This is a genomic window from Methylocella sp. (genome assembly GCF_044226135.1).
GTDB lineage: Bacteria > Pseudomonadota > Alphaproteobacteria > Rhizobiales > Beijerinckiaceae > Methylocapsa.
In genome coordinates, this window is sequence record NZ_JBGAHM010000014.1 from 60,627 (window position 1) to 85,152 (window position 24,526).

28 protein-coding genes, 1 tRNA gene and 3 pseudogenes are annotated in these 24,526 nt (G+C 67.6%); 20 read left to right on the plus strand and 12 right to left on the minus strand.

What is annotated here, in order from left to right:
• Positions 1 to 88: 88 nt before the first annotated feature.
• The 6 genes from ACILRB_RS08505 to ACILRB_RS08530 all read right to left on the minus strand — a co-directional run bounded on the left by ACILRB_RS08505 (position 89) and on the right by ACILRB_RS08530 (position 4,969).
• Positions 89 to 2,080, minus strand: a complete 1,992-nt coding sequence (locus tag ACILRB_RS08505) for a molybdopterin cofactor-binding domain-containing protein (protein WP_395665863.1) — start codon at positions 2,078 to 2,080, stop codon at positions 89 to 91.
• Complete coding sequence (locus ACILRB_RS08510) at positions 2,038 to 2,175, minus strand: hypothetical protein (RefSeq protein WP_395665864.1); 138 nt, start codon at positions 2,173 to 2,175, stop codon at positions 2,038 to 2,040. Before ACILRB_RS08510 ends, ACILRB_RS08505 begins: the two co-directional genes overlap by 43 nt.
• Before the next feature lie 24 nt (positions 2,176 to 2,199).
• Entirely contained in the window at positions 2,200 to 2,397 is a 198-nt protein-coding gene (locus tag ACILRB_RS08515; protein WP_395665865.1) for a hypothetical protein, read from the minus strand.
• Positions 2,390 to 2,848, minus strand: coding sequence for a (2Fe-2S)-binding protein (locus ACILRB_RS08520; RefSeq protein ID WP_395665866.1), 459 nt, complete (start codon positions 2,846 to 2,848; stop codon positions 2,390 to 2,392). The genes ACILRB_RS08515 and ACILRB_RS08520 overlap by 8 nt, the downstream gene beginning before the upstream one ends.
• 81 nt (positions 2,849 to 2,929) lie before the next feature.
• Complete coding sequence (locus tag ACILRB_RS08525) at positions 2,930 to 4,111, minus strand: c-type cytochrome (protein ID WP_395665867.1); 1,182 nt, start codon at positions 4,109 to 4,111, stop codon at positions 2,930 to 2,932.
• A gap of 183 nt (positions 4,112 to 4,294) precedes the next feature.
• The gene (locus tag ACILRB_RS08530; protein WP_395665868.1) at positions 4,295 to 4,969 is read right to left on the minus strand and encodes a GntR family transcriptional regulator; all 675 of its coding nucleotides are present in this window, start codon (positions 4,967 to 4,969) and stop codon (positions 4,295 to 4,297) included.
• Positions 4,970 to 5,198: 229 nt separating this feature from the next.
• Between ACILRB_RS08530 and ACILRB_RS08535 the strand changes: the two genes are divergently transcribed.
• The 16 genes and pseudogenes from ACILRB_RS08535 to ACILRB_RS08610 all read left to right on the plus strand — a co-directional run bounded on the left by ACILRB_RS08535 (position 5,199) and on the right by ACILRB_RS08610 (position 17,017).
• Positions 5,199 to 5,414, plus strand: coding sequence for a rubredoxin (locus ACILRB_RS08535; RefSeq protein WP_395665869.1), 216 nt, complete (start codon positions 5,199 to 5,201; stop codon positions 5,412 to 5,414).
• Positions 5,415 to 5,441: 27 nt separating this feature from the next.
• Entirely contained in the window at positions 5,442 to 6,251 is an 810-nt protein-coding gene (locus ACILRB_RS08540) for a pirin family protein (protein WP_395665870.1), read from the plus strand.
• 36 nt (positions 6,252 to 6,287) lie between these two features.
• Positions 6,288 to 6,869: a 4-oxalocrotonate tautomerase family protein gene (locus tag ACILRB_RS08545; protein WP_395665871.1), complete on the plus strand. Its 582-nt coding sequence runs from the start codon at positions 6,288 to 6,290 to the stop codon at positions 6,867 to 6,869.
• 115 nt (positions 6,870 to 6,984) lie between these two features.
• Entirely contained in the window at positions 6,985 to 7,476 is a 492-nt protein-coding gene (locus ACILRB_RS08550) for a hypothetical protein (RefSeq protein WP_395665872.1), read from the plus strand.
• Positions 7,477 to 7,563: 87 nt separating this feature from the next.
• A complete protein-coding gene (locus ACILRB_RS08555) occupies positions 7,564 to 8,169 on the plus strand; it encodes an ABC transporter permease (RefSeq protein ID WP_395665873.1) in 606 nt (201 codons plus the stop codon).
• Positions 8,170 to 8,171: 2 nt separating this feature from the next.
• Positions 8,172 to 8,573: an ABC transporter permease gene (locus tag ACILRB_RS08560; RefSeq protein WP_395665874.1), complete on the plus strand. Its 402-nt coding sequence runs from the start codon at positions 8,172 to 8,174 to the stop codon at positions 8,571 to 8,573.
• A 444-nt stretch (positions 8,574 to 9,017) separates the two neighbouring features.
• Positions 9,018 to 9,332 (plus strand): annotated as a pseudogene (locus ACILRB_RS08565) (ATP-binding cassette domain-containing protein); the annotation flags it as partial.
• Between the two features lie 497 nt (positions 9,333 to 9,829).
• Positions 9,830 to 10,078, plus strand: coding sequence for a TOBE domain-containing protein (locus ACILRB_RS08570; protein WP_395665875.1), 249 nt, complete (start codon positions 9,830 to 9,832; stop codon positions 10,076 to 10,078).
• A 105-nt stretch (positions 10,079 to 10,183) separates the two neighbouring features.
• Positions 10,184 to 11,833 (plus strand): molybdopterin-dependent oxidoreductase, encoded by a 1,650-nt coding sequence (locus tag ACILRB_RS08575; protein ID WP_395665876.1) that lies wholly within the window; start codon positions 10,184 to 10,186, stop codon positions 11,831 to 11,833.
• A 185-nt stretch (positions 11,834 to 12,018) separates the two neighbouring features.
• A pseudogene (locus tag ACILRB_RS08580) lies at positions 12,019 to 12,447 on the plus strand (molybdopterin dinucleotide binding domain-containing protein); the annotation flags it as partial.
• A 421-nt stretch (positions 12,448 to 12,868) separates the two neighbouring features.
• Positions 12,869 to 13,195: pseudogene (locus ACILRB_RS08585) on the plus strand (sulfurase); the annotation flags it as partial.
• A 74-nt stretch (positions 13,196 to 13,269) separates the two neighbouring features.
• Positions 13,270 to 13,590 (plus strand): 2Fe-2S iron-sulfur cluster-binding protein, encoded by a 321-nt coding sequence (locus ACILRB_RS08590; protein ID WP_395665877.1) that lies wholly within the window; start codon positions 13,270 to 13,272, stop codon positions 13,588 to 13,590.
• Between the two features lie 68 nt (positions 13,591 to 13,658).
• Positions 13,659 to 13,931, plus strand: a complete 273-nt coding sequence (locus ACILRB_RS08595) for a hypothetical protein (protein WP_395665878.1) — start codon at positions 13,659 to 13,661, stop codon at positions 13,929 to 13,931.
• Positions 13,932 to 14,023: 92 nt separating this feature from the next.
• Complete coding sequence (locus ACILRB_RS08600) at positions 14,024 to 15,340, plus strand: helix-turn-helix transcriptional regulator (RefSeq protein WP_395665879.1); 1,317 nt, start codon at positions 14,024 to 14,026, stop codon at positions 15,338 to 15,340.
• A gap of 168 nt (positions 15,341 to 15,508) precedes the next feature.
• The gene (locus ACILRB_RS08605) at positions 15,509 to 16,411 is read left to right on the plus strand and encodes a UbiX family flavin prenyltransferase (RefSeq protein ID WP_395665880.1); all 903 of its coding nucleotides are present in this window, start codon (positions 15,509 to 15,511) and stop codon (positions 16,409 to 16,411) included.
• Positions 16,412 to 16,492: 81 nt separating this feature from the next.
• A complete protein-coding gene (locus ACILRB_RS08610) occupies positions 16,493 to 17,017 on the plus strand; it encodes a phenolic acid decarboxylase (protein ID WP_395665881.1) in 525 nt (174 codons plus the stop codon).
• Between the two features lie 16 nt (positions 17,018 to 17,033).
• Here ACILRB_RS08610 and ACILRB_RS08615 read toward each other — a convergent pair.
• From ACILRB_RS08615 to ACILRB_RS08630, 4 genes are all read right to left on the minus strand, one after another.
• Positions 17,034 to 17,787, minus strand: a protein-coding gene (locus ACILRB_RS08615; RefSeq protein WP_395665889.1) for an IS5 family transposase whose coding sequence is annotated in 2 segments (ribosomal slippage) — positions 17,034 to 17,469 and positions 17,468 to 17,787 — 756 coding nt in all. Because the reading frame shifts where the segments join, the coding sequence is not laid out codon by codon here.
• Between the two features lie 46 nt (positions 17,788 to 17,833).
• Positions 17,834 to 17,977 carry a hypothetical protein gene (locus ACILRB_RS08620; RefSeq protein WP_395665882.1) on the minus strand — a complete coding sequence of 48 codons (144 nt, stop codon included), beginning with the start codon at positions 17,975 to 17,977 and terminating at the stop codon, positions 17,834 to 17,836.
• On the minus strand, positions 17,974 to 18,417 hold the full coding sequence (locus ACILRB_RS08625) for a type II toxin-antitoxin system VapC family toxin (RefSeq protein ID WP_395665883.1): 444 nt from the start codon (positions 18,415 to 18,417) through the stop codon (positions 17,974 to 17,976). Before ACILRB_RS08625 ends, ACILRB_RS08620 begins: the two co-directional genes overlap by 4 nt.
• Entirely contained in the window at positions 18,414 to 18,716 is a 303-nt protein-coding gene (locus ACILRB_RS08630) for a hypothetical protein (RefSeq protein WP_237353512.1), read from the minus strand. Before ACILRB_RS08630 ends, ACILRB_RS08625 begins: the two co-directional genes overlap by 4 nt.
• 294 nt (positions 18,717 to 19,010) lie before the next feature.
• On the opposite strand from ACILRB_RS08630, the gene ACILRB_RS08635 reads away from it, so the two are divergent.
• Entirely contained in the window at positions 19,011 to 19,196 is a 186-nt protein-coding gene (locus ACILRB_RS08635) for a hypothetical protein (protein WP_395665884.1), read from the plus strand.
• A gap of 126 nt (positions 19,197 to 19,322) precedes the next feature.
• On the plus strand, positions 19,323 to 20,873 hold the full coding sequence (locus ACILRB_RS08640; RefSeq protein ID WP_395665890.1) for a recombinase family protein: 1,551 nt from the start codon (positions 19,323 to 19,325) through the stop codon (positions 20,871 to 20,873).
• Here the strand turns inward: ACILRB_RS08640 and ACILRB_RS08645 are convergent.
• Both ACILRB_RS08645 and ACILRB_RS08650 read right to left on the minus strand, forming a co-directional pair.
• Positions 20,830 to 20,906: transfer RNA gene (locus tag ACILRB_RS08645), tRNA-Met, on the minus strand. The genes ACILRB_RS08640 and ACILRB_RS08645 overlap by 44 nt on opposite strands.
• Before the next feature lie 161 nt (positions 20,907 to 21,067).
• The gene (locus ACILRB_RS08650) at positions 21,068 to 21,799 is read right to left on the minus strand and encodes a hypothetical protein (RefSeq protein ID WP_395665885.1); all 732 of its coding nucleotides are present in this window, start codon (positions 21,797 to 21,799) and stop codon (positions 21,068 to 21,070) included.
• Positions 21,800 to 22,367: 568 nt separating this feature from the next.
• Between ACILRB_RS08650 and ACILRB_RS08655 the strand changes: the two genes are divergently transcribed.
• The gene (locus ACILRB_RS08655) at positions 22,368 to 24,317 is read left to right on the plus strand and encodes a methyl-accepting chemotaxis protein (protein ID WP_395665886.1); all 1,950 of its coding nucleotides are present in this window, start codon (positions 22,368 to 22,370) and stop codon (positions 24,315 to 24,317) included.
• Positions 24,317 to 24,526: STAS domain-containing protein (locus ACILRB_RS08660; protein ID WP_395665887.1), on the plus strand; the 210-nt coding region annotated here is incomplete at its 3' end. The genes ACILRB_RS08655 and ACILRB_RS08660, both read left to right, overlap by 1 nt.

Below are 24,526 nucleotides of genomic sequence, written 5' to 3' on the forward strand. Positions count from 1 at the left end.
TTCCCAGCGGGGCCGCATCGACAGAAGTGGTGATGGGCCTTGCCTTTCGCCCCGGCCCCTCTCGCCGCCTCATGGCGATCGGAATCCATCATCCGATGGCGGACCGAACAGCCTCCGGCGAGATCGGAATGTGCCGGAGCCGCGCGCCGACCGCGTTGAAGATGGCATTGCCGATGGCCGGACCGACCACCGTCGCGGGCGGCTCGCCGAGGCCCACCGGCGCCTCGGCGCTGTCGATGAAGCTGATGTCCATCTCCGGAACGTCGCTCATGCGCAGCGGCGTGTAGCTATCGAGATTGGTGTCTTTCACCTGACCCTGCTCGAACACGGTTCCCTCGTGCATGGCCATGCTGAGGCCCCACAGAGCCGCGCCCTCGACCTGCGCCCGCGCGCCGTCGGGATCGACCACGGTGCCGGCATCGGCGACGAGCGTCTTCTCCACCCGGACGGCGCCTGTGGGCCGGTCGACGTGGACCCGCGCCACGCAGGCGATCCAGGTCGGCATGGTCCGTTCCTGCCCGAAGCTGGTGGCGAGCCCCAGCGCGGTATCGGCGGGGAGCGGGGCGCTCCAACCGGCCCGGGCGGCGGCTCGCCGGACGACCTCCGCCTGCCGCAGCGCGCCGCCCACCGCGTTCGGCGCCGAGCCTGCGTTCCGCCCCTTTGCGTCGAGCAGCTTCAGCCGGAAGGCGACCGGATCGAGCCTGGCATGGTGGGCCGCTTCGTCCATGAAACTTTCCAGCGCCCAGTTGGTCCAGCCCGGCCCCACCGAGCGCAGCCAGCCCGGGCGGAATGCGGTGTTCGCCAGATCGTTCGAGATGGCGCGCACCTTCTGTGCGCCGACGCTGTGCCAATGGTCGGCGCCGGAGATGGAAAACGGATCGTACGGGACGCCGTTCGCCCCCTTCGGCATCAAGAATGGCGTCATGACCTGCGAGGGCCAGCCGGCGGCCGCGTCGTGCTCCATGGCCGTCACCACGCCGCCTGAGCCGAACGCCATGCGCAGCCGCTGCACCGAGGGCGAGGGGGGCGAATCGAAGCGCGCGTCGTTGGCCCGCGTCAGCACCAACTTCACCGGCTTGCCGAGCGCCTTCGCCGCCAACGCGGCCGGCGCCGCATAATCCCCGTTCAGCCGCCGGCCGAAGCCGCCGCCGAGCAGATAGGCGCGCAGGACGATGCTGGTCTCGGGCCGCCCGAGCGCCTTGGCCAGCGTCGGCAGGATCAGGCTCTGCCACTGATTGCCGGTGTGGATCTCGAAGATCCCATCCCTCTCGAAAGCGAGCGCATTGACCGGCTCAAGCTGGAAATGCAGCACGGTCGCGGTGGTATAGGTCTGTTCCAGCACCGACTGCTCCGCCTTGAACGCGGCAGCCGTGTCGCCGCCTCCGGTGTCGAGCACGGCGCCCGCGTCGGGATCGGCGATCAACCGGGCGGCGCGGTCCTGGATGTCCTTCTCCGACACCGCGGAGGTCGGCCCCGGCGTCCAATCCACCTTGACCAGATCGGCGGCGCGGATGGCGGCGGGATAGCTTTGCGCGATCACCATCACCCAGCCGGGGAGGGTTCCCGAGGGATCATCGAGCACGAGGCTGCCGACATAGCCTTTCACCACTTTGGCGGCGCTGTCATCGACCGAATTGACCTTCGCGTCGTTCCGCGTCGGCGGGATCTTCGGCCGGGCATAGACCATGCCGGGAACGCTGGCGTCGATGCCATAGCGTGCCGTGCCGTCGGTTTTCGGTGGGATGTCGAGCGCCGGAACCGGCCGGCCGATCAGTTGCCGCTCGGAGGCCGGCTTGAGCGGCAGCTTTTCGAGCTCCTCGGCCGAGAAGCGGCGCGTGGGTATGCCCCGCCGGACGATCTCGCCGAAGGTGAGGGAAGCGCCGCCCGAGACTACGGCGCCATTCTCAACCCGGCAGGCCGACGCATCGACGCCCAGCAGCTTTGCGCCCTGCTCGACCAGCGCGATGCGCCCGGCCGCCCCGGCGCGGCTGAACAGAGCGAAGCTCTGCCACACCGACCAACTGCCGCCCGTGACCATCAGACCCCATTTCGGATCGGTGCCGACGTGAAGAATGCGCACCTGTCCCAGGCGGCGCCGAGCTCGTCCGCGAGGATGCGGGCGAGCGCGGCGCCCACATGCTGGCCCATCTCGGCACGGATGATGTTGACCGTCACCCATCCATCGCCGTCGATGGCGAATCACAGCGTCGGCTCGAACAAGGGAGCGGCCTCGGCCGGCGGCACGCCGCCAGGCACCGCCGGGTCCATCGCCGCTGCGGCGTGGCGGGGAAAGCCGAAGGCAAGGCTCGCCGCGGCGCCCGCCCCGACACTGGCGACAAGAAATCCGCGCCGCGTCAGGGCGATGGCGCCTTCGCTCGAATCCGGATGCCTAGCCATGGCTCGCCTCGGCCGCCTTCTTGATGGCTGCGCGAATCCGCGCATAGGTCATGCAGCGGCAGAGATTGCCGGTCATGACGGCGTCGATCTCCTCGTCCGTCGGGCGAGGGAAATCCTTGAGCAGCGCCACCGCCTGCATGATCTGGCCGGACTGGCAGTAGCCGCATTGCGGCACCTGCAATTCCTTCCAGGTGGTCTGCACCGGATGAGCGCCGGCGGGGTCCAGCCCCTCTATGGTCGTGATCTCCGACCCGTCGACAGCGCCGAGCGTCGTGACGCAGGAGCGCGTCGCCCGGCCGCCGACATGGACCGTGCAGGCCCCGCACATTCCGATGCCGCAGCCGAACTTGGTGCCCGTCAGCCCGATCTCGTCGCGGATGACCCAGAGCAGCGGCGTGTCCTCGTCGACATCCACCGTCGTGGCGCGACCGTTGAGGGTGAAGCGGGTCATTGCTTTAGGCTCCCCATATCCTCATGGGTTCAATCCTGTCCGCGACCTTGGGCACGGACCGCTGCGACGGTCTTTTCGAGATCAGGCCATGCCGGCTGCGTCGCGCGGCTGGCGCGCAGGTAGGCGGCGATGCGGGCGATGTCGGCGTCGCTGAAGCCGGGCGCGAAGCCCGGCATCACGATCCCCAAAGCGCCCTTCGCGTGCGCCGATGCCATACAGCATCACCCGGATCAGGTTGGTCGGGTCCGACAGGTTCACGGCGCTGTTCAGCGCCAGATCGGGCCGCAGCGCATTGATCTGTCCGCCGCCGTTGAAGTGGCAGGACGCGCAGGCCGCCGCGTAGAGCCGGGCTGCCGGATCGTCGGGAAGCCCAGGGCTGTGCGCGCTCACGGCCAGCGCCCGTTCGATCGCCGGCTGCGCTGCGGCAGTACGGACGGTCGCCTGCCCGACATCGGCGAAATAGACGCCGAGCGCCGCGATGTCCGCATCGGGCAGCCGGGCGAGCCCGTCGTGCACCACCGGCGACATGGGGCCGGCGGCGACACCGTGAAAATGGCTGACACCGTTGCGGAGATAGGCGACGAGTTCGTCCTGGCCCCAGGGCACCGGCGAAGGGTTCGCCTTCGTCAACGGCGGCGCCACCCAATTGTCGATAGGTGCGCCGGCGAAAGCCTGCCCGCGCTCCTCCGCGCCCAGCGCGTTGCGGGGCGTGTGGCAGGCGCCGCAATGGCTGATTCCCTCCGCGAGGTAAGCGCCCCGGTTCCAGACCTTGCCGCGTGCGGGCTGCTCGACATAGCGCCCGGGCCGGAAGAACAGCAGCTTCCATCCCGCCTGCAGCGGGCGCAGGTTCAGCGGTAAAGGCAGGCCGTTCTCTTGGGCAACCGACCGCACGGGAGGGCGTGTCGTCATGTAGGCGTAGAGCGCGGCGACGTCCTCATCGGTCAGCCTGGTGAAATGATCGTAGGGGAACGCCGGGAAGAGGTGCGAGCCGTCGCGCGCCACGCCCGCATGCATCGCCCGCCGGAAAGCGGCTTCTGACAAGGTCCCGATGCCGGTCCCCACATCCGGAGTGATGTTGGTGGAATAGATGGCGCCGAAGCCGGTCCGCATCGCGTAGCCGCCGGCATAAAGAGCGCCGCCCGGCGCGGTGTGGCAGGTGGCGCAGTAGCCGGCGCCGGCCAGGATTTCACCGCGGGCAACGAGGTCCGCCGGGAAGCTGAAGGCTGACGGCGGCGCAATCGGCGCGATGGCCGGACGCAGCACTCCCCTGCTGGCCTGCCGTGCGCGATCGAGAACTCCCGAGGCCGGCGCTCGCAATCCAGCTTGGCAAGGCGCCGGTGTATTGAGCACGAGGCAAGAAGCCTGTGACGCCGACCTATATTACGGTCGAAGCTGGATTGACCTCCATCCGCTCCGCAAATGTCTGCTTGCCGTCCCACGCATCGGTCAGGCAAGCGCGGCGCCTACCTCACGCCTGCTCTTCAGGAGCGCTTCGATGAAGATCGGCTCCCAGGTGAGGATGTGGTTTGTCATGAGAGCCTTGATTCCTTCCACGTCACCTGACTCAGCGAGGCTCACGAGGCGGTAGTGCTCCGCGACGGAGGAGAGCTGACGTTCCATGCCAGCGCGGGAGGAGATGCCGTGCAGCCGCATCTTGTCTCGCAGGCTCATGGCCATCTCCGTCAGCAGGGCATTCTCGGCAGCGCTAATGAAAGCAAGATGAAAGTTGCGGTCAGTCTCTAGGTATCCGTACAGGTCATCCGCTTCCACGGCGGCCTTGACGGCATCGGCGAGGTCGGTGAGGTGCTCCAGGGCCTTCTTCTTTTTGCGCGGCTTGAGCGCGAACAGCTCGACCGCGCGCACCTCCAGCAGACGGCGCATCTCGAAAAGGTTGCGCAGATCGTCCACGGTCGGCTCGACCACCTTGAAGCCGCGGTTGCGCATGGGCTCGATGAGGCCGGTGCGCGCCAGCTCCAGCAGCGCCTCGCGCACCGGAGTGGTGGATACGCCGAGGTCGGCGGCGAGGGTCGGCACTGAGTACATCTTCCCCGGCCCGCTCTGGCCGGAGATGATCTCCGACCTCACATGCCGCAGCACCTGCTCGCGCAAATTCTGGTCCATCAGCCATCCACTGCCTGCATTTCGCTCCACGCCGGAGGGAAGTAGCACTTTACAATAACGCGCCACAGACCCTCAGGCAAGCCCGCCCGCATGCCGGTCGGTCAAAAAATCAATATATTTCAATGGATATGCGTGAACGAAGGGCGTGCACAGATTTTCATCTTGAAGCTTGTAGTGCACCAATATAAAACGTGACGTGTGACGCGCTACGATAGCGTGGGAGGAAACGATGGAAGCACCCCTGAAGCGGTGGGTCTGCCTTGGATGCGGCTTCTCGTATGACGAGGCCCTCGGCCTTCCGGAGCACGGCCTGGCGCCCGGCGCCCGCTGGGCCGACGTGCCCGGGGACTGGGTCTGCCCCGATTGCGGCACCCCCAAGGGCCAGTTCGAGATGGTGGAGATAGGCTATTCGGAAGGCGGAGCCGATCTGGCGCGCATCGCCTGAACCCGCCGCAACCAAGGGAGGCAGACCATGACCAAGTCTTTCGTGCTCCGGTCGGGCGAGCGCGGACACGACGTCATCTATTCCGATGGCGCCGCCTCGTCTTATGTGGCCGGACATCCGGGCAGCTACATCGCCCGCGAGTCCAGCTTCAATTTTCATCAATACCAGGACGGGCGCCCGGGCTTCGGCGCCGTCCGCGTGTTCGGCGATGAAGTCTTCAACGGCGCCGGGTGCGGCTACAACATGCATCCGCACCACAACTTCATCATCTGCGCCTTTGTGCTGGAAGGCGAGCTGACCCACATCAACACCGCCGGCCGCGGCATGGTCGACCAGCTCCGGCAGGGCGACTACTACGTGTTCTCCGCTGGTTCGGGCGGAAAGCACTGCGAGCTGTCCATCAGCCCAGAGAACATGAACGCGATCTATCTGTGGCTGATGCCGGGACAGCTTTATTTGCCGCCGAGCTATCATCGCGCCCATTTCGACATCCGCACCCGCCGCAACCGCATCGTCCAGCTTGTGGGCGACGCGGACGGCGCGCTGCCGGTGTCGCAGGACCTGCGCGTCTCGCGTCTGGTGACCGACCGCGCCGGGGGCTTCGTCTATACCCCGCGCACGCCAGAGCACGGCGTGTACATGTTCGTCGCGGAGGGCAGCGCCACCGTGAACGAGGTGGCGCTCGCGCGCCGCGACAGCCTGGGCATCAGCGGGGTCGCGGCGCTCGCGCTTGAGGTTCCCGACAGCTCCGACGTGTTCTTCGTCGAGACCGCGATGATCGACGACGCCCGCATCCGCGCCTGGGAAAAGGCCCACGGCGCTGACCTTCTCGACTGAAGGCGCGCCCGGCAAGCCATCCCAAGGGAGACAACGATGCCGATCATGGACGTGCGCTATGCCACCGGGGCGCTCGATGCCGCGAAGAAAGCCGACCTCGCCGCGCGCCTCACCGACGTGCTCATAAGAATGGAAGGCGGCGCCAACACGGCCGGCGGGCGCGCCTTCGCCTGGGTGTTCTTCACCGCCTTCGCCGCGGAGGACTGGTGGATCGGCGGCCACGCCGACGGAACCTATGTGACCGGGCCGGGCAAGTTCCTGGTCAACGTCTTCATTCCCGAAGGCTACATGAACGTCACGCACAAGAACGAGGTTCATGCCTGGGTGGCGGAGGCGATCGCCGGGGCGACCGGCTGCGCCGATCCCGCCGGCAGCCTGCTCACCGTCATCAACGAGGTGACCGAGGGCAATTGGGGCGACGGCGGTGAGCCCATCAGCCTGGAATCCATCGCCAAGACCGTGGGCCAGGATGGCGGTGCCCGGCCGCTCTGGTCGCGCGCCTATTTCGAGGCCAAGGCGCGGGCCATGGCGGCGGCGGGCTATCCGGCCGACACCGGCGGAATGCTGCCCTCGCTGCGGCCGCGGCTGCGTGAGACGGCGCCCACAGAGCCAGCCTGACCAGCAGCGCAGGGAACCCAGCAGCGCACGGAACAGTGCGCCTTCCCGCAACCGGCCGAAGCGCGGAGACACGCGCGGCCTCTGCCACAATCCAGAGAGAAGTGAGGGGAACTTCGTGACCAATCAAACCATCCTGGGCCCTGCGCTGAATCGCAGGAGTCTCCTCGCCGGGGCAACCATCCTCGGCATCGCTGCCCTGCTCCCCGGCGCCGCCCGCGCGCAGAGCGGTGAGCTCGTCGTCTCCAACTGGGGCGGCGTCTGGAACGAGCGCATCGCCAAGGGGTTCGAGGAGCCGGCCTTCGCCGCCTCGGCCATGCGCATCATCCACGATCTTGCCCCGGCGCCGGAGCGCAAGGCGAAGCTGCTGGCGGAATGCCGCCTGCCGCGCTCCAGCGTCGACGTGACCTGGCTGAGCGACGCCGACGCCTATGAGATGAGCGCCCAGGGCGTGCTCGAAACCCTCGACATGTCGCGCATCCCGAGCGCCGGCCACATCATCGAGAAGCTCAGGCGGCCCTATTTCATTCCCGCGGCCTATGGCGGCGTGGTCCTGATCTACAATCCGGCCAGGATCCCCGAGCCGCCCACCAGCTTCGCCGATTTGTGAAACCCGAAATATGCCGGCCGCGTCGGCATCATCGACCAGCTCTACTTCAACTATATCTATGCCGCCGCCCTCTCCCACGGCGGCTCCATGAGCGACGTGAGCAAGGCCTTCCCGGCGCTGCTGGAGATGAAGAAGCAGGTCCAGCCTCGGCTCTATCCCTCCCACCAGGCGCTGGCGGCGGCCTTCAAGGCCGAGGAGATCTGGATGGTGCTGCTTGCCGACAAGGGACTGATCAATTCCGCCTTGCTGTCCTCCGGTTTCATCGCCGAGCCGGTGCGCATCCTCTACACCGGGTCGGCGGTGGTGATCGGACTCATCGCCGTGCTACTGCCCTTCATGATCATTTCCCTCCAGAGCGTCTTCGAGGGCATCGGCCAGGCCTATGAGGAGGCGGCCCAGACCATGGGTGCGCCGCCGTGGACCGCATTCTTCCGCGTCACCCTGCCGCTCGCGATGCCGGGCATCTTCTCCGGCTGCCTGCTGTGCTTCGTGCTGGCCATGAACGCATATGCGACGCCGGTCCTCATCGGCGGCCCGTCGTTCCAGATGATGGCGCCGAAGGTCTTCGAGCAGGCGATCAAGGTGTATAACTGGCCGTTCGCCGCCACCATCGCTTTGGTGCTCATGGCCGTGACGCTGGCGCTGAGCGTCCCCTCCAGCCTCGCGCTCCAGAAGCGCTACGGAGCGCTGTGACCATGGCTGCCTCCCGCTCCTCCATCTCCCGCGCCATGACGGCCGGATCATTCCGCCCCGTCATGATCGGAGGCTGCATCGCGGCTTTCGTCATGGTGCTCGCGCCGCTGGCCGCCATCGTCTGGGTCAGCTTCTTCGAGAACAAGATCATCAGCTTCCCGCCCACCGGCTATACGCTCGACTGGTACCGCGCGGCAGCCGCCATGCCCCAGTTCCGCGACGGCTTCGTCACCAGCCTGGAGCTCGGCGTCGTCGCGACGGCGGTGAGCATGCTGGTGGGCGTGCCGGCCGCGCTGGTGCTCGCCCGCGGGCGCTTTCCAGGACGCGAGGCGATCCAGTCGCTACTGCTGGCGCCGCTCATCGTGCCGGCATCGTCGCCGGCGCGGCGCTCTACATGTTCCTGATCGAGGTGGAGCTGGCGAGCGGCGTGCAGGCGGCCATGACGTTCTGGGGCCTCGCCATCGCCCACAGGCTGATCGAGCTGCCCTGGACGGTGCGGCTGGTCACGGCCTCGCTGGTCGGGCTCGACCCGCAGTTGAAGGAAGCCGCCCTCGCCATGGGCGCGCGGCCATTCACCGCGTTCCGCCTCGTGACATGGCCGCTCATCCGGCCGGGCGTGGTGGCGGGCGCGCTGTTCGCCTTCATCGCCTCCTTCGTGGACCTGGAGAAGTCCCTGTTCCTGGTGGGGCCGGGGGTGACGACCCTGCCCATCGTCATCGTCAATTACCTGGAGTGGAGCATCGACCCGACCATCGCCGCGCTCGCCACCGTCCAGATCGCCATCATCTCGGCCGGCCTCGTCGTGACCGACCGCTATTTCAAGCTCGCGCGCATTCTGAGGACGGAAGATGTCGAGCATCCTCATCAAAGACCTCTTGAAGCGCCACGGCGCGCAGGTGACCGTGGACCATGTCTCCCTCGAAGTCGGCCAGAGCGAGTTCATCGCCTTCCTCGGCCCCTCCGGCTGCGGCAAGACCACGACCCTGCGCATGATCGCCGGCCTCACCGGGGCGAGCGCAGGCTCGATCCGGTTCGGCGGGCGGGACGTGACCCACCTGCCGCTCTATCTGCGCAACGCCGGCCTCGTGTTCCAGGGCTATGCCCTGTTCCCGCACATGCGCGTCGCCGAGAACGTCGCCTTCGGGCTCCAGATGCGCAAGGTGGGCCGTGAGGAGACGCGGTCGCGGGTCGACGAGGCGCTGTCTCTCGTGAAAGCTCGCGCACCTCGCCGGGCGCCTGCCGAAGGAGTTGTCCGGCGGCCAGCAGCAGCGTGTCGCGCTGGCGCGGGCCATCGTCTACAAGCCCGAGGCGCTGCTGCTGGACGAGCCGCTCTCCGCCCTCGACGCCAAGCTGCGCACCGAGGTGCGCACCGAGCTGAGGCGGCTCCAGTCAGCCTTGGGGCTCACCACCATCTTCGTCACCCACGACCAGGACGAGGCGCTGAGCGTCGCCGACCGCATCGTGGTGATGTCGGCCGGCCGGGTGGAGCAGGTGGGCACCCCGCGCGAGATCTACCAGCGGCCGGCGACGCGCTTCGTCGCGGAATTCATCGGCCTCACCAACCTGTTCCCGGGGGGGCCTGGAAGGACAGGGCCGCTTCCGCTGCGAGGGCGGGGAGTGCTTCGCGGTCGCCACCACGGATGCGCCGTCGAACGCGTCGGTGCTGGCGATCTGTCCCGAGCATGTCCGCCTGCTGCGCGGGGCCTCCGCGGCGGGCGGCGCAAGCGCGGTGGAGGCCACCGTCGAGGACGTGGTCTATCGCGACGCCCTGACCGAGTTCGTCGTGCGCACCGCCTCGGGCGCCAGGCTCGCCGCGCATCTGCAGAATGCCGACCTCGGCCGAGATGAGCTACGGCCGGGAGACCGGGTGGTCGCCTCCTGGCCGGTGGAAGCGCCCATGCTGTTCTGAGCCTTGAACCCGCGCCGCCGCAGGCGCCCGAACCCCTCGATCAATGTAAGGGCCGCTCCGACGGCCACAGAACCCGCGCGCCCTGCGACGCGCGAAAGACGGACCATGGCTGAACGACACCAAGGCTATTGCACCCTCTGCCGCTCGCGCTGCGGCTCCATCACTCTGGTGGAGAACGGGCGGATGGTCGGTGTCGAGCCGCGTCCGGGCCATCCCACTGGCGGGGCGCTATGCGCCAAGGGTCGCGCGGCGCCGGAGCTGGTGCACAGCCCCGACCGCCTCACCACGCCGCTGCGTCGCATCGTGCCGAAGGGCGACGGAGCGCCCTGGCAGGAGATTGGCTGGCAGAAAATCAGTTGGGACGAGGCGCTCGACGAGATCGCGGGCCGCCTCGACGCCATCAAAAACGAATCCGGCGCGGAGGCAGTGGCCTTCGCCGCCACGACCTTCAGCGGCTCACCCATCGTCGACAGCCACGAATGGGTCGAGCGCTTCGTGCGCTGCTTCGGCAGCCCGAACCTCATCTATGCCATCGAGATCTGCGGCTGGCACAAGGACTACGCCCACGCCCTCACCTTCAGCCGCGGGCTCGGCGTGCCCGACTACGACCATGCCGAGCTGATCATCCTGTGGGGGCACAATCCGGCGCGCACGTGGCTTGCCCAGGCGAGCCGGGTGGCGGAGGCCCGCCGGCGCGGCGCCAAGGTGGTGGTGATCGATCCCAAGCCCGACGGGTCGGGCCAGCAGGCGGACCTGTGGCTGCGCATGCGGCCGGGCGCGGACGCGGCCCTCGCCATGGGCGCCATCCACCATCTGATCGAGAGCAGGCGCTTCGCCGACGACTTCGTGCGGCGCTGGACCAACGCGCCGTTGCTGGTGGACACAAGCGCCGGCCGCCTCGTGCGTGCCGACGCGGTGGGCGCGGGCAGCGTGAAATGCCTCCTCGTGGTCGACGCAGAGGGACGTGCGAGGCCCTACGACACGACCCGCGTGCTGGAGCATGCCGACGGCGTCCAGCTCGACGCGCACATGCGCCTCACAGGCGTGGATGGCCGCGAGATCTTCGCCGAGACCGCCTTCCGCCGCCTCGCCGAACGGGCGCGGGCTTATCCGCTGTCCCGCGTCTGTTCCCTGACGGGGCTCGGCGCGGCGGAGGTCTCGGCCTTCTACGCCTTGCTGGAAGGCGCCCCGCGCGCCGCCTATTACACCTGGACCGGCGTCGGCCAGCACACCAACGCCACCCAGACCGAGCGCGCCGTCGCCACCCTGTTCGCCCTCGTCGGCTCCTGCGACCGGGAGGGCGGCAACATCTGGACCGTCCCGCCGCCGACCCACGCAGTGAACGACTTGTCCCTCCTGCCGCCCGGCCAGAAGGAGAAGGCGTTCGGCCTCGCCGAGCTGCCGCTGGGCCCGCCGGCCCATGGCTGGATCACCGCCCGCGATTTCGCCCGTGCCGCCATCGATGGGGTGCCCTACAAGGTGCGGGCGCTGATGAGCTTCGGCGCCAATTTCGCGGTGTCGCAGGCCGACACGGCCCGCAATTTCGCGGCGCTGCGAGCCCTCGAGTTCCACGTCCAATGCCGACATGTTCATGAACCCCACGGCCGCCTGCGCGGACATCGTGCTGCCGGTGAGCATGCCGTGGGAGCGCGACGCCTTGCGCATCGGCTTCGAGATCACCCGGGAAGCGGTGGAGACGATCCAGTTTCGCCGCCAGATGCTGGAGCCGCTCGGAGGAAGCCGGGCGGACCATGAGATCGTGATGGCCTTGGCAACGCGCCTCGGGATGGCGGCCCAATTCTTCGGCGGCGACATCGAGGCCGGCTGGAACCACCAGTTGGCGCCCCTCGGCCTCACCATCGAAGACCTGCGCGACAGGCCGGACGGGGCGCGCGTGCCGCAGCCTTTCGCCCATGCGAAGTTCACTGCGCAGGAGGCTGATGGCGCCGTGCGCGGCTTCGACACCCCGACCCGCCGGGTGGAGCTCTACAGTACACGCCTGCTGGAACACGGCCACGACCCGCTGCCCGATTTCGTGCCTCCCCTATACCGGCGAGGACAAGGCGCCACCGCTTCTCCTCACTACAGCGAAGAGCGGCTGGTTCGTCCACACCTCCCATCGCCACGTGGCCTCCCTGCGCCGCAAGGCGCCGGACACCGCGGTCGAGATCGGCCCCGCGCTCGCCGCCGCGCGCGCCCTGGCGGCCGGCGACTGGGCGCTGGTGCGCACGAGCGGCGGCGCGGCACGCCTGAAGGTGCGCCTCAACCCGGCGCTCGATGCCACGATCGTCGTGGCTGAGTTCGGCTGGTGGGAGGCCTGCGTGCCGCTCGGCCGCGCCGCCACCGGGACCCACGGCGCGGACACCGCCAACATCAACGCCATCCTCGGCGATGCCGCGCGCGATCCGGTGAGCGGCTCGGCGCCGCTGCGGGCGGCGCGCTGCGAGATCACGTCTTTGCCGCAGGCCAATCGCGGGCGCTGGCAGGGAGGGCGCCGCTTCATCGTCGCGGACGCGCGGGCGGCGGACACGCACAGCCGTGCGCTCGCCCTCGTTCCCGAGGACGGCGGAGACCTGCCCGACTTCCTCCCCGGCCAGCACGTGGTGGTCCGCTTGCCGGAAGGCGGGCCGGCGCGCGCCTATTCCCTGACCGGGCCGCCGGCCTCTCCCCCGGCACTCTCCATCGCCGTACGCCGCAATCCGGCCTTTCCCGGGGGCGAGGACGCGGGATTTCTCTCTCACCGCATCCAGAATCTTCAGGCCGGCGACGCGTTGGGAGCCTCCCGCCGGCGTGTTCACCCCCCGGTCGATTGGCGCGCGCCCGCCCCTCCTGATCGCGAACGGCATCGGCATCACGCCGTTCGTATCGTATCTGGAGGCGCTGGCGGCGCAGCCTGCGGCGCGCGCTGGCGAGGTTATGCTGCTGCACGGCTGCCGCGGCCGCGCCGAACATCCCCTCGCCGACCGCATGGATGTCCTTGCGCCGCGCATTCCCGGCTTGCGGCGGATCACTGCTTATTCCCGCCCCGACGCGAAGGACCGGGCCGCCCACCGTTTTGACGTGCACGGTCGGCTCGACATCGATGCCCTGCGCGCCACCGGCGTCCTCCCCGATACGCCTGACGGGCGCCCGCTCGCCTACATCTGCGGCTCGCCAGCCTTCATCGCCGACATGCGGGAGGGACTCGCGCGATGGGGTCTGCCGCGCTTCGACATCTTCACGGAAGCTTTCTTCGTCCCCGCGGAGGTCCGCCCGAGCTGGAGCCGGGCAAAGTCACGGTGGTCGGTTCAGGCCGGTCCTTCGCGTGGACACCCGCCGCCGGCTCCCTCCTCGACGTGGCGCTCGCCGCAGGGATCGCCCTGCGCAGCGGGCGCCGGGTGGGGCAGTGCGAAAGCTGCGCCGTCGCGGTGGTGGAAGGCCGCTTCGCCCATCTCGTGCCAGTGGAGGGGGAGCAAGGCGCCTGCCTCGCCTGCCAGGCGGCGCCGCTCACCGATCTGACGATCGCGTTATGATCAAACAGGCGCGACGCATGACCCCTACGGCGTCGGCACGCCGCCGTTCAACCGAAAGGACAAAGGCCATGGACGATCAGACCTCATCCCGCCGCGCTCTCCTGCGCCTCGCCACGCTTGCCGCCGGCGGCGCCATGGTGGCGGCCTCCGCCCAGGGTGCGCACGCCTATCAAGGCAATATGGAGCGCGCCATCGGCGAGCTCGAAACCGCCCTGCGCTTGCTGCGCGATGCGACGGCCGACAAGGGCGGCCACCGGGAACGGGCGATGGAACTCATCCGGCAGGCGATGGGCGAGGTCCAGGCCGGCATCGACTATGCCGCCCGGAAGTTCGGCGACTGAGGGCGGCGGCCAACGGTGCGCGGTCAACCCGCACCCCGCGCACTGGCATAGCAGCTCAACGATGCAAGAGTGACAGAGCCGGCTCACAGCGGATGATCCATGAGCCATTTGAATTGGTTGAAAGAACAGCGGTGGGCCTGGAGCCGAGCCATTTCTATGCATCCCGGCTTGGCGAGCATGCGTTGAATACAAGCGGTTCCTCTGCCATCTTACCGACGCGTTCGAGGTTGGCCAGCGTGAGACATACGGAGCGTGATCTCGCCGATTGCGTCGGCGCCATCTATCAGGCCGGGGCCGGGGACGGCAGCTGGCTGGACGTTGGCGAGCGCATTTGCCGGCTCATGGATGCCCGCCGCGCCCTGCTGAACCTCGGCGGCCCCGGCGGGCCACGCAACCTGCTGATGCCGGCCGACAGCGGCGAAGCCGCATATTCGGCCTATTTCCACGCCAGCGATCCTTACGCCGCCAAGGCCCGCTACGATTTTGCGACAGCGCGGGTCCATCACCTCGGGAACGCGAAGCTCGGCGCCGAGCTGGTCACCGAGAACGACCTCCTGCACAGCGAGTTCTATTACGACTTCGCCCGGCATCATGAGCGCCGGCATGTGATCGGCGGGATGGCCGGCATCATGGAGGCCACCCCGGTCCTGGTGTTCCGCGGCGACGACACCGGCGCATTCGACGAAACCCATGTCCGCCTGCTCAAGACCTTGATGCCGCACGTCCAGCGCGCCATCGAGCTGCGTGCGCGGCTCGGGCGGGATGATGAGGCCGTCGCCCTGACGCGGGCCGCTCTGGACGCGCTTTCCGTAGGCGTCGGTGTCGTCGATGCGGGGCTGAAGATCCGTTTTATCAATGACCTCGCCCGCAAGTATCTCGCCGGGCCGGATTCCGGCCTGTTCCCCCTGCGCTCGGGACCTTATGCCGGCAGCGGCGTCTACCTCGCGGCCATGTCCCGCGAGGAGGCCAGCGTGCTGCGGCGGCTCGTTGCATCCGCCACGTCCGGGGGTACCGGCGGCTCCATGCGCGTGACCTCCCGCAACGGCGCTGTGGTGGGCCTGATGGTTGCTCCGGCGCCGCAGGGCCTGGCAGATGACGTGAGTGGAAGGGACGGGGGCGCCGCAAGGGAGCCGCTCGCCCTGCTGATCCTGCGCCCGCTCAACCGCAAGGTGGCGCCGCAGGCCGACATGCTGTGCGAGATGTTCGGCTTCAGCCTGGCCGAGGCGGAGGTCGCGATCGCGCTTACCGGCGGCGCCAGCGCGGAGGCTGTGGCGCACGGCCGCGGCGTCTCGCTCATGACCGTCCGCAGTCAGATCCGCTCGATCCTGGGCAAGTCGGAGGCGGAGAACCTGCGCGACTTCGAGCGCACCATGGCCACCCTCGGCGCGCTCGTGCCGCAGGTGCGTTAGCTCCTCCTCGGCCGGCCATCGCCCCTTGATGTGGCACTGAAAGCCCTGTCGCTCCCGGACCTGTTCGGCGCGGCTCCGTTTCGGCTCTCGCATAAACAGTTCTGACGATGAGGCGCAGGGCACGACTGGCTAGGCTCCGTTCAATCGAACCGGAACCGGACGCGCGCCATGCAACAGCACGTCACCCCTCCGCCACGCAGACGCATGATCGTCGGGATCAGCGGCGCCACGGGGAACATCTATGGGTTGCGCCTTCTGGAGGTGTTGAGGCGCCTCGACATCGAGACGCATCTCGTCATGACGAAGCCGGGCGAGCGCACCCTCGCCTACGAGACCGACCTGAAGGTACGCGACGTGCGCGCCATGGCGGACTTCAGCTACAACGACGCCGACATCGGCGCAGCCATCGCCTCCGGCTCGTTCCGCACCATGGGCATGGTCGTGGCCCCCTGCTCGGTGAGGAGCCTCGCGGCGATCGCCGCCGGCAACACCGACGGCCTGCTCACGCGTGCCGCCGACGTGTGCCTGAATGAGCGCCGACGGGTCGTCCTCATGTTCCGCGAGACGCCGCTGCATGCCGGGCACATCCGCGCCATGGCGCAAGCCACCGAGAACGGTGCCATCGTCTTCCCGCCGGTGCCGGCCTGGCTCGTGGTCACCGTTCCGCGCGACTGGCGCCGCAAGAGCAGGACCGGCGAAACGGCGGACCTGTGCCGGCGGATCGGGCAGGGGGTGTTCGCCAGCAAGGCCGGTCTGGTCATCCCGAAGGTGATCGTGCTCGACGACGACGTGGACCCGACCGACGTGAAGGAACTGGTCTGGGCCTTCGCCACACGCTGCCATCCCCTGCTCGGCCATGCCGTGTTCAACGACATCGAGGGGGCGCCGCTGCTCGCCTATCTGCTTAAGAGCGAGAAGGTCTCCGGCCACACCGGCAAGATTGTCTACAATTGCCTCGCGCCGGACGAATGGGGCGAGGCCTTGCCCATGCGGGCGTCATTCCGCCACGGCTATCCGGCGGAGATCGTCGACCGCGTGCGTCGGCGCTGGAACGAGTACGGGGTCAGTTAAGGTCAAGTCCGCGTTCCCCATCCACCAGACGTCAACGGCCGGCGGTCCGGGCATCTCCCCGGCGCCGGAGAGAGGAAGATCATGTCCGATGCATTCGAATCCACCCATCCGGCGGAGATCGCCGCCTTCGTGGGCAAGCATATCATCTATACTTATGCCAATGGCTGGCAGTACGAGATGTACTTCAAGAATGACCGCACCATCGACTACCGCGTCCATGGCGGCATGGTCGGCGGGCGCTGGGTTAAGGGCCAGGAGGTCCATATCGTCCGCCTAGCCGACAGCGTGTACAAGGTCTCCTGGCACGAGCCCACCGGCACTTGCGTGAGCGTTGCTTATAATCTCAAGGAGAACCGCGCCCACGGGGCCACCTTCTTCCCACGCTGGATCGAGCAGGAGCCCAAGAAGATCATCGGCTTCCAGAACGAGAAGATCGACCTGATGCGCCAGTATCGCGACGCGGGTCCGACCTATCCGACCATGCTTGTCGACGAGTTCGCCGACATCACCTTCGTGGAGGATTGCGGCCGCGACGACGAGAGCGTCATCGCGTGCGCGCCGAAGGATCTACCGCCGGGCTATGCTACGCGCCGCAACGTGGGCTAGGTAGGGGACTCATTGTTTAGAGCCAGAAGATGACGGCTGCGGCGATGCAAATGGCCGAGAAGAAGGTGTGGGCGCATCGGTCGTAGCGGGTCGCGACGCGCCGCCAGTCCTTGAGCCTGGCGAAGAGATTCTCGATCCTGTGGCGCTGGCGATAGAGCGCGTTGTCGTAGGGAAAGGGGATTTTGCGGCTGCGGCTCGACGGGATGCACGGCTCGACGCCTTTGGCGAGGAGCGCCTGGCGAAATGGCGTGCTGTCGTAGCCGCGGTCGGCGATGAGGGCTTTGGCGGGCGGCAGGGCACCGAGCATGAGCCTTGCGCCCTTGTGGTCGCTCATCTGGCCGTCCGAGAGCAGCATGACGAGCGGACGCCCCTCGCCGTCGCACACGGTGTGGAGCTTGGAGTCCAGGCCGCCCCTTGTGCGCCCGATACGTCGGGAACAGCCCCTTTTTGAGCAGGCTCGCCGCCGTGCGGTGGGCTTTGAGATGCGTCGCGTCGATCATGATCCGCTCCGGCTTCGGCCCTGCGCCGGCGAGCCCGGCGAAAATCCGGTCGAACACGCCGAGCCGGCTCCAGCGCATGAAGCGGTTGCACAGCGTCTTGTGCGGCCCATAGTCTTGCGGCGCGTCCTTCCACTGCAGGCCGTGCTTGATGACGTAGACGATTCCGCTCACCACGCGCCGGTCGTCGACCCGCGGCACGCCATGCGACAGCGGAAAATACGGCGAGATCCGGGCCATCTGCCGCTCGCTCAGCAAAAACAGGTCACGCATCATTCGGACAGTCAATAGATGGAAGCCAGCTTCCGGGCCGCTTGATTCAAACCAAACGGCCTCCGGCGAACACGGCACGGTTGACGTCCTGTTTCTGGTCAAGCCCAAGCAGGAGATCTCCAGCGTTGCCGTCTTCGGTCAGACCGATGAGCTGGTACTCGATGGGTACAGGCGGCGCTGCCGTCATCATTCTCCCCCCTCCAGGCCGCCACGCAACGGATTGATGATCTGGGGGCCGGCGAAGTCCTTCTCGTTGTCAGTCACCACCACGCATTCATTCGCGCCGGCGACGGCGGCGATGATCATGTCGAGTCCGCTACGGAGACGACCCGCCACCTTGCCCTCCGCCATCAGCCGCGCCCAGATCAGGCCGGCCTTGGCGTCGAAGGATAAAATGCGGCCCGCGAACAGCACCTGCGGCCCCTCCGGCCCGACAAACCAGGCGTCGAGCGCATCGCGTTTCCTGCCGCGAGGCTTTTCCAGAATGCCACGTCGAATTTCAGCGACGGTCAATGAAGCAATAAACAGGTCCTCGTCGCGCTGTGCTGCCATCCAAGCCAGCAACGACGCCGACGGCTGCGGCTTGACGATATTGCTGATGATGTTGGTATCGAGGAGATAGCGCGTCATAGATCGACCTTACGCCCCTCTTCACGGGGGCGGGAAAGATCAAGCTCCGCGCCCACCAGCGGCGAGCGGCGTAAAGCGGTGAGGATGCCGCCGGGCTTGGGTGGTTCGCCAGCGACGACTGTCTTCACGGCCGCGCGAACCTCCTCCGCTTCCGGCCCTTCCTCAGCCAGACGACGGGCAAGAGCGCGTATCAGCTCGCGATCGGATTCGAGCGCCATGATCTCGAAGCGCGTGAAGCCGCGCTGCGTCAGACGGGCGCGGTAATTCTGGATCGCTCTCTTCTGTGCAGCATTGCCCATGGCCATCCTCCGTATTATATCTGGATATATAGTCCAGATTTGTTGTGAAGACAAGCGAGGACGCGATGGCGAAACGCGTTTCAGACAGGCTTGGCCAGAGAGCGGATCGCCGCGCCATCCGATGCCGGTATTTTCCGTCTGCTGTGATGCGGTTTTCTACGCCGGATGGCGCCAGCACCGGCAACAATATGCTGAATGCCGTCGAATACTCTCCGTTGATTTGCGTTGCTTATACTTCGATTCACAACAATCGTGAAGCCGATCAACTTGCAATCGCTATCGAACGGCGCAACGATGGACCAGGACAAACGCCAGAAGCAAAGGAGCGCGCTTCGGCTCGTCGCGCCGGAACTGTCGCTCGTGCGCCGCGGCGACGGTCCCGACCCGCGCCTGAGCGAGTTGGCTCGGCTGCTCGCCCGTCGTGCCGCGCGGGAGGTGTTCGAGGAGCAGATGAAGGAACGTAGCACGACGCGCTCCTGACACCTCAGGAGAGTGCGCTTTGAAGGTCGCGATCTACGCCCGCTATTCGTCCGACAATCAGCGCGACGCCTCCACGCCGACCAGCTCCACATCTGCCGCCTCCATGCCGAGAAGCAGGGTTGGCAGGTGGTCGAGGAATATACCGACCACGCCATTTCCGGCGCCTCCCTTCTTCGTCCCGGAATCCAAGCCCTGATCTCGGACGCGGCGCGCGGCCGTTTCCAGTACGTGCTGGCCGAGGCGATGGATCGTCTTTCGCGCGATCAGGAGGACATTGCCGGCCTCTACAAGCGCATGGCCTATGCGGACGTGAAGATCGTCACGCTCTCCGAGGGCGAAGTCACGCATCAGCATGTCGGCCTCAAGGGCACGATGAACGCCCTGTTCCTCAAGGATCTCGCCGACAAGACGCGCCGAGGCCAGCGCGGGCGCGTCGAGATGGGCAAGTCCGGCGGCGGCAACGCCTATGGTTATGATGTGGTGAAGAAGTTCGACGCCGGGGGCGAGCCCATACGTGGCGACCGGACCATCAACGAGTTCCAGGCGGGGGGCATCCGCCGCATCTTCCGTGACTATTCGACCGGAAAGTCGGCGAAGCGAATCGCCTTCGAACTGAACAAAGAGGGCGTCTCCGCGCCAGGCGGCGGAGAATGGGGCTTCAGCACGATCAACGGCAATCCGAAGCGCGGCAACGGAATCCTCAACAACGAGATGTATGTTGGCAAGCTGGTCTGGAGCCGTCAGCGCTTCATCAAAGACCCGGACACTGGCAAGCGCCAGGCACGCATAAACCCGGAGCAGGACTGGGTCACCCAGAATGTGCCCGAGTTGCGCATCCTTGACGACGAGCTGTGGCAGGCGGTCAAGGATCGCCAGAAGGCCGTCAAACTGAACCATAGCGACGATGGCGAGACCGAGAACCACTTCCGGGAACGTCGCCGCCCCAAATACCTTTTCTCGGGCCTGACCAAGTGCGCCTGCTGTGGCGGTGGCTATTCGATGATCTCGGCTGACCTGGTTGGCTGCTCGACAGCCCGGAACAAGGGCGCTTGCGACAATCGCAGGAACATCCGACGCGATCAGTTCGAGGCGCGCGTCCTGAACGCGCTGCGCCATCACCTGATGGACCCAGCGCTGTTCAAAGAATTCTGCGAGGAATTCACCCGCGAGATGAATCGGCTGCGCATGGAAGGCCGAGCGTCGATCGATGCGGCCGAGGCCGAGATCAAGCGGATCGACCGAGAGCTGGACAAGCTGATGAAGCTCATCCTCGCGTCCGACAGCGACGACGCTCCCACCCGGATGATGAAGCAGATGAAGGAGCTCGAGGCTCGCCAGAAGGAGCTGAAAGCGTTCCTGCAGGACGCCCAGGAGCCAGCGCCCCTTCTGCATCCAAACATGGCGCATCACTACCACGCCCAGGTGGACGATCTCTATGCGGCGCTTCAGGAGGATTCGGAAGAAAAGCGGATGACGGCGGCCGACGTGATCCGCTCGCTGGTGCGCGAGATCATCCTGACGCCGGAGGACGGCACGCTTCAGATCGACATGCGCGGCGATCTGGCTGGCATTCTTGCGATTTCGCTCAAAAGCAAAAGGCCCGCCAGAGGGGCGGGCCGATCGCAAGTCGAGATGGTTGCGGGGGCAGGATTTGAACCTGCGGCCTTCAGGTTATGAGCCTGACGAGCTACCGGGCTGCTCCACCCCGCGGCGACTGTGTAGCAGTCTGTTCCGCGAATGAGAAGCCCTTATTTCATGGTTCCGCAACAAAATAGATATATGATATATATCAATTCGTTACGTGTGATTTCTGAGGCGGCTTCGCGCGCTTTCGGCACATTCTCCGCCACGTTTTTGCGCGACGCCACGGCTTATCGTGGCCACGCCCGCGGATGAAGCCTGCGTTTCCATTGCTGTCCGCGCGGCAGGGCGGCGACGTCGTCGAGGCTGCGGCGGACCGCGCGACGCAGCGGCGTATCGGAAGCGGAAAACAGGATGGCGTCGCTCTCGGCGGCGCGCGGCGCGATGGGCTCGGCTGAGGCGCGAGCGGGCTTTTTCGCGCCGGGACGACGCGGCGTTCCGGCGCTGGCGCTCCCGCGCGCTGTGGCGTGGGGAGCGTCCTGCGCGACGGCCGCCTGCGGGACGGCTTCTCGCGAGACGATCTTTTTCGGGGCGGTCTCGTTCGACGCGGCGGAGAGCTTCGGGCGGCCGCGCTTGCGCCGCAGGACCGGCTCCTCGACGACGGGCTCGGGCGTGGCGGCCTCCTCGACGAGGCTTTGCAGGATGCGCGGCGCGACGCGCCCCGCCGGAGAGTCCGGCGCGGGCGCTGGAGCCTGACGCGCCGCAGGCTTCGGGCTGAACAGGCGTTCCGCTTCTTCGAGATGGGCTTGCAGGTCGGAGCGGACCGGCCGCGTCTCGGATTTCAGGAAGGCCGGGGCGGCGAAGGCGTCGTCGCCCGTGCCTTCGCTCAAAGCGGCGGGAGCGGGCAGGAACGGATCGCGCGGGGCTTTGGCCTGAGCGTCGGCGGATGCGGCGGAGCGACGGGATTTCTTGATCTCGACCGAGAAATTCTTGGCCGCATAGGGTCTTGGCGAATATTTCATAAAAGCGTCCGTGACGGCGGCTTGTCTTGCGCTCAGCAGTCGAAATGAGCGCGCGATCGCAATTCGCGCCGACGCCGCCACGCGGCGCGATGAAGCGATGTTGGAATGATGTTTTGGGCGGGAGAGGATTCGCCGAGCGTTTCGACCGCCTCTAACCTCACTATAGTCGTCGACTGGGTCATTGCAAGCGCGGATCGACTTGACAGGCCAAGGTCAGGCGCGTCGACGTCAGCTTCGCGCAAGCTGCGTCCATGTCGGAGCCTCCTGATCAGGAGCGGGGAAAACGGTATTTTCATGGCCGGCGTTTCAAGGCCGAAGTTCATCTTCAACGCCGTGGGCGGGCCGAAGTTGCAGGCCGTGAGAAAAACCGGCCGTCGCGCCCCGCGCTCAAGCATAGACGGAATGAACCTGGACGAGATGAGCGCATACACAAGAATGAACGCGCGACGACTGCGCCTTTATAAGCAATTCGCCGTATTTTTCGAGCGGTTTTTTCAGCCGCCCGGGATAGCCATGGGTGACGGACGCCGCGCCGGCCGTCCGCGTCGCCGCATCCCGAGGCCGCAGCATGACTCTCGCCGATTGGAAAATTGGGCGCAAGCTGAATGTCAGCTTCGCCTGCCTCGCCGCCATCGTCGTCGTGATGAGCGCCGCGCTCGCCGTCGCCACGCGCGCGCTCGACCAGGCCGCCGCCGCGCAGCAGAACGCCGCCCGCGCGACGGACGATTTCGACCGCGCGGTCGGCGAAGCGCAGGAGGCGGCGCGGCTCGCCCTGCGCTTCGCGCTCTCGCGCGAGGAGCGTCTCGCGACGGCGGCCGACGCCTCAAACAGGGCCTCCGCCTCGGCGCTCGCCGACGCGCGCCGCGACATGCGCGAGCGGCCCGAGCTCGCCGTCCTGCTTGACCGGACGGAGGCGACGCGCGCCGCCTATTGGCGCGACGCCGGCGGCGAGGCGATAAGGCTCGGGCGTGACGGCGCGACGTCCGAAACCGTGCTCAGAGCCGTCGGTTCGAGCAAGGCCGCCGAAACGATGGAGGCGTTCAGAAGCGCGTCCCGTGAAACGCGCGAGGCGCTCGGCGCCTGGAGCGCCGAGACGCACGCCGCCTTCGCCGACGTCTCGGCCGCGCTGCGGCTTGCGATCGGCGTCGGATGCGTTTCGACGCTCGCCGCCGCGGCCTTCGTCGGCTGGCGCCTGCGGCGGGCGATCGCCGCGCCGGTCGAAGACATGACGAATGTCATGAAGAAGATTGCGGCGGGCGGCCTTTCCGACGAAGTGCCCCATGTCGGGCGCAAGGACGAGATCGGCGCCATGGCCGAAGCGGCGCAGGCCTTCCGCAAGGCGGCGCTGGCCAAGATCAAGCGCGACGCCGACGAGGCCGAGGCGATCAAGGTCTGGAAGCAGGAGGACGAACAGCGCGCGGCGGACGCGGCTGAAGCGGCGCGCCAGGATCAGGCGGCCATCGGCGGGCTCGCCGAGGGCCTTGCGCGGCTCGCCGGCGGCGATCTTCTCTATCGCATCGAGACGCCGTTTTCGGCCAAGGCCGAGCCGCTCCGCCTCGACTTCAACGCCGCCGCGGCGCGGCTTCAGGACACGCTCGCGGCGATCCGCGACAACGCCGACGCCATCGCCGCGGGCGGCGGCGAGATCGCGTCGGCCGCAGACGACCTCTCGCGCCGAACCGAGCAGCAGGCCGCGGGTCTTGAGCAGACGGCGGCGACGCTCGACGAGATCACCGTGACGGTCAGGAACACCGCGGACGGGGCCGGTCGGGCGCAGGCCGTCGTCTCGGCGGCCAAGGCCGACGCCGACCGCAGCGGCGCGCTGGCGCGCGACGCCGTGGCGGCGATGGGCGAGATCGAGACCTCTTCGCGCCAGATCGGCCGCATCATCGGCGTCATCGACGAAATCGCCTTCCAGACCAATCTGCTCGCGCTCAACGCCGGCGTCGAGGCGGCGCGGGCGGGCGACGCCGGGCGCGGCTTCGCGGTCGTCGCCTCTGAGGTGCGCGCGCTCGCCCAGCGCTCGGCCGAGGCGGCCAAGGAGATCAAGACGCTGATCTCGGCCTCGACCGCGCAGGTCGCGCAGGGGGTCGAGCTCGTCGCCGAGACGGGCGAGGCGCTCGGGCGCATCGTCGCCCAGGTCGGCGAGATCAACATGGCGGTTTCCACCATCGCCGCGAGCGCGCAGGAGCAGGCGGCGGGGCTGCATCAGATCAACGCCGCCGTCAACCAGATGGACCAGATCACCCAGCAGAACGCCGCCATGGTCGAGGAGACGACGGCCGCGGCGCATGAGCTCGGACGCGAGGCGAAGGAGCTCGCGCGGCTCGTCGCCATCTTCAACGCCGGAGCGCCGAAGCCGGTCGAGCGCGCGGCGAACCGCGCGCCGGCCCGGCTCGCCGCCGCCCCGCGCCGGGCAGGCGAGGCGCGGGTCGAGCTGAAATCGGTCGGCGCCAGGGGCGCAGGCTCGGCGCTGCGCAAGCTCGAGCCGGCCGAAGACGGCTGGGAGGAGTTCTGATGGCCGCGCCCGCTCAAAAGCCCGGCGCCGAAGCGCAGATCGTCGAGCTCGCGGCGACGCTCGACCTCAAGGCCGCCGCTCCGCTCGCCGCCGAGCTTTGCTCCATCCGGGGCGCCGACGTCCTCATCGACGGCGCGCATGTCGAGCGTCTCGGCGGACAGTGCCTTCAGGTGCTGATGTCGGCGGCGGCCACATGGCGCGCGGACGGC

Coding starts and splice junctions, on each gene's coding strand:
- ACILRB_RS08595 (WP_395665878.1), top strand. CDS start 13,659: ATGGACGATCAGACCTCATCCCGCCGCGCTCTCCTGCGCCTCGCCACG.
- ACILRB_RS08655 (WP_395665886.1), top strand. CDS start 22,368: ATGACTCTCGCCGATTGGAAAATTGGGCGCAAGCTGAATGTCAGCTTC.
- ACILRB_RS08625 (WP_395665883.1), bottom strand. CDS start 18,417: ATGACGCGCTATCTCCTCGATACCAACATCATCAGCAATATCGTCAAG.
- ACILRB_RS08515 (WP_395665865.1), bottom strand. CDS start 2,397: ATGGCTAGGCATCCGGATTCGAGCGAAGGCGCCATCGCCCTGACGCGG.
- ACILRB_RS08540 (WP_395665870.1), top strand. CDS start 5,442: ATGACCAAGTCTTTCGTGCTCCGGTCGGGCGAGCGCGGACACGACGTC.
- ACILRB_RS08530 (WP_395665868.1), bottom strand. CDS start 4,969: ATGGACCAGAATTTGCGCGAGCAGGTGCTGCGGCATGTGAGGTCGGAG.
- ACILRB_RS08560 (WP_395665874.1), top strand. CDS start 8,172: ATGGCTGCCTCCCGCTCCTCCATCTCCCGCGCCATGACGGCCGGATCA.
- ACILRB_RS08630 (WP_237353512.1), bottom strand. CDS start 18,716: ATGGGCAATGCTGCACAGAAGAGAGCGATCCAGAATTACCGCGCCCGT.
- ACILRB_RS08520 (WP_395665866.1), bottom strand. CDS start 2,848: ATGACCCGCTTCACCCTCAACGGTCGCGCCACGACGGTGGATGTCGAC.
- ACILRB_RS08555 (WP_395665873.1), top strand. CDS start 7,564: ATGAGCGACGTGAGCAAGGCCTTCCCGGCGCTGCTGGAGATGAAGAAG.
- ACILRB_RS08575 (WP_395665876.1), top strand. CDS start 10,184: ATGGCTGAACGACACCAAGGCTATTGCACCCTCTGCCGCTCGCGCTGC.
- ACILRB_RS08535 (WP_395665869.1), top strand. CDS start 5,199: ATGGAAGCACCCCTGAAGCGGTGGGTCTGCCTTGGATGCGGCTTCTCG.
- ACILRB_RS08600 (WP_395665879.1), top strand. CDS start 14,024: ATGATCCATGAGCCATTTGAATTGGTTGAAAGAACAGCGGTGGGCCTG.
- ACILRB_RS08545 (WP_395665871.1), top strand. CDS start 6,288: ATGCCGATCATGGACGTGCGCTATGCCACCGGGGCGCTCGATGCCGCG.
- ACILRB_RS08635 (WP_395665884.1), top strand. CDS start 19,011: ATGGACCAGGACAAACGCCAGAAGCAAAGGAGCGCGCTTCGGCTCGTC.
- ACILRB_RS08650 (WP_395665885.1), bottom strand. CDS start 21,799: ATGAAATATTCGCCAAGACCCTATGCGGCCAAGAATTTCTCGGTCGAG.
- ACILRB_RS08620 (WP_395665882.1), bottom strand. CDS start 17,977: ATGATGACGGCAGCGCCGCCTGTACCCATCGAGTACCAGCTCATCGGT.
- ACILRB_RS08590 (WP_395665877.1), top strand. CDS start 13,270: ATGGGGTCTGCCGCGCTTCGACATCTTCACGGAAGCTTTCTTCGTCCC.
- ACILRB_RS08605 (WP_395665880.1), top strand. CDS start 15,509: ATGCAACAGCACGTCACCCCTCCGCCACGCAGACGCATGATCGTCGGG.
- ACILRB_RS08610 (WP_395665881.1), top strand. CDS start 16,493: ATGTCCGATGCATTCGAATCCACCCATCCGGCGGAGATCGCCGCCTTC.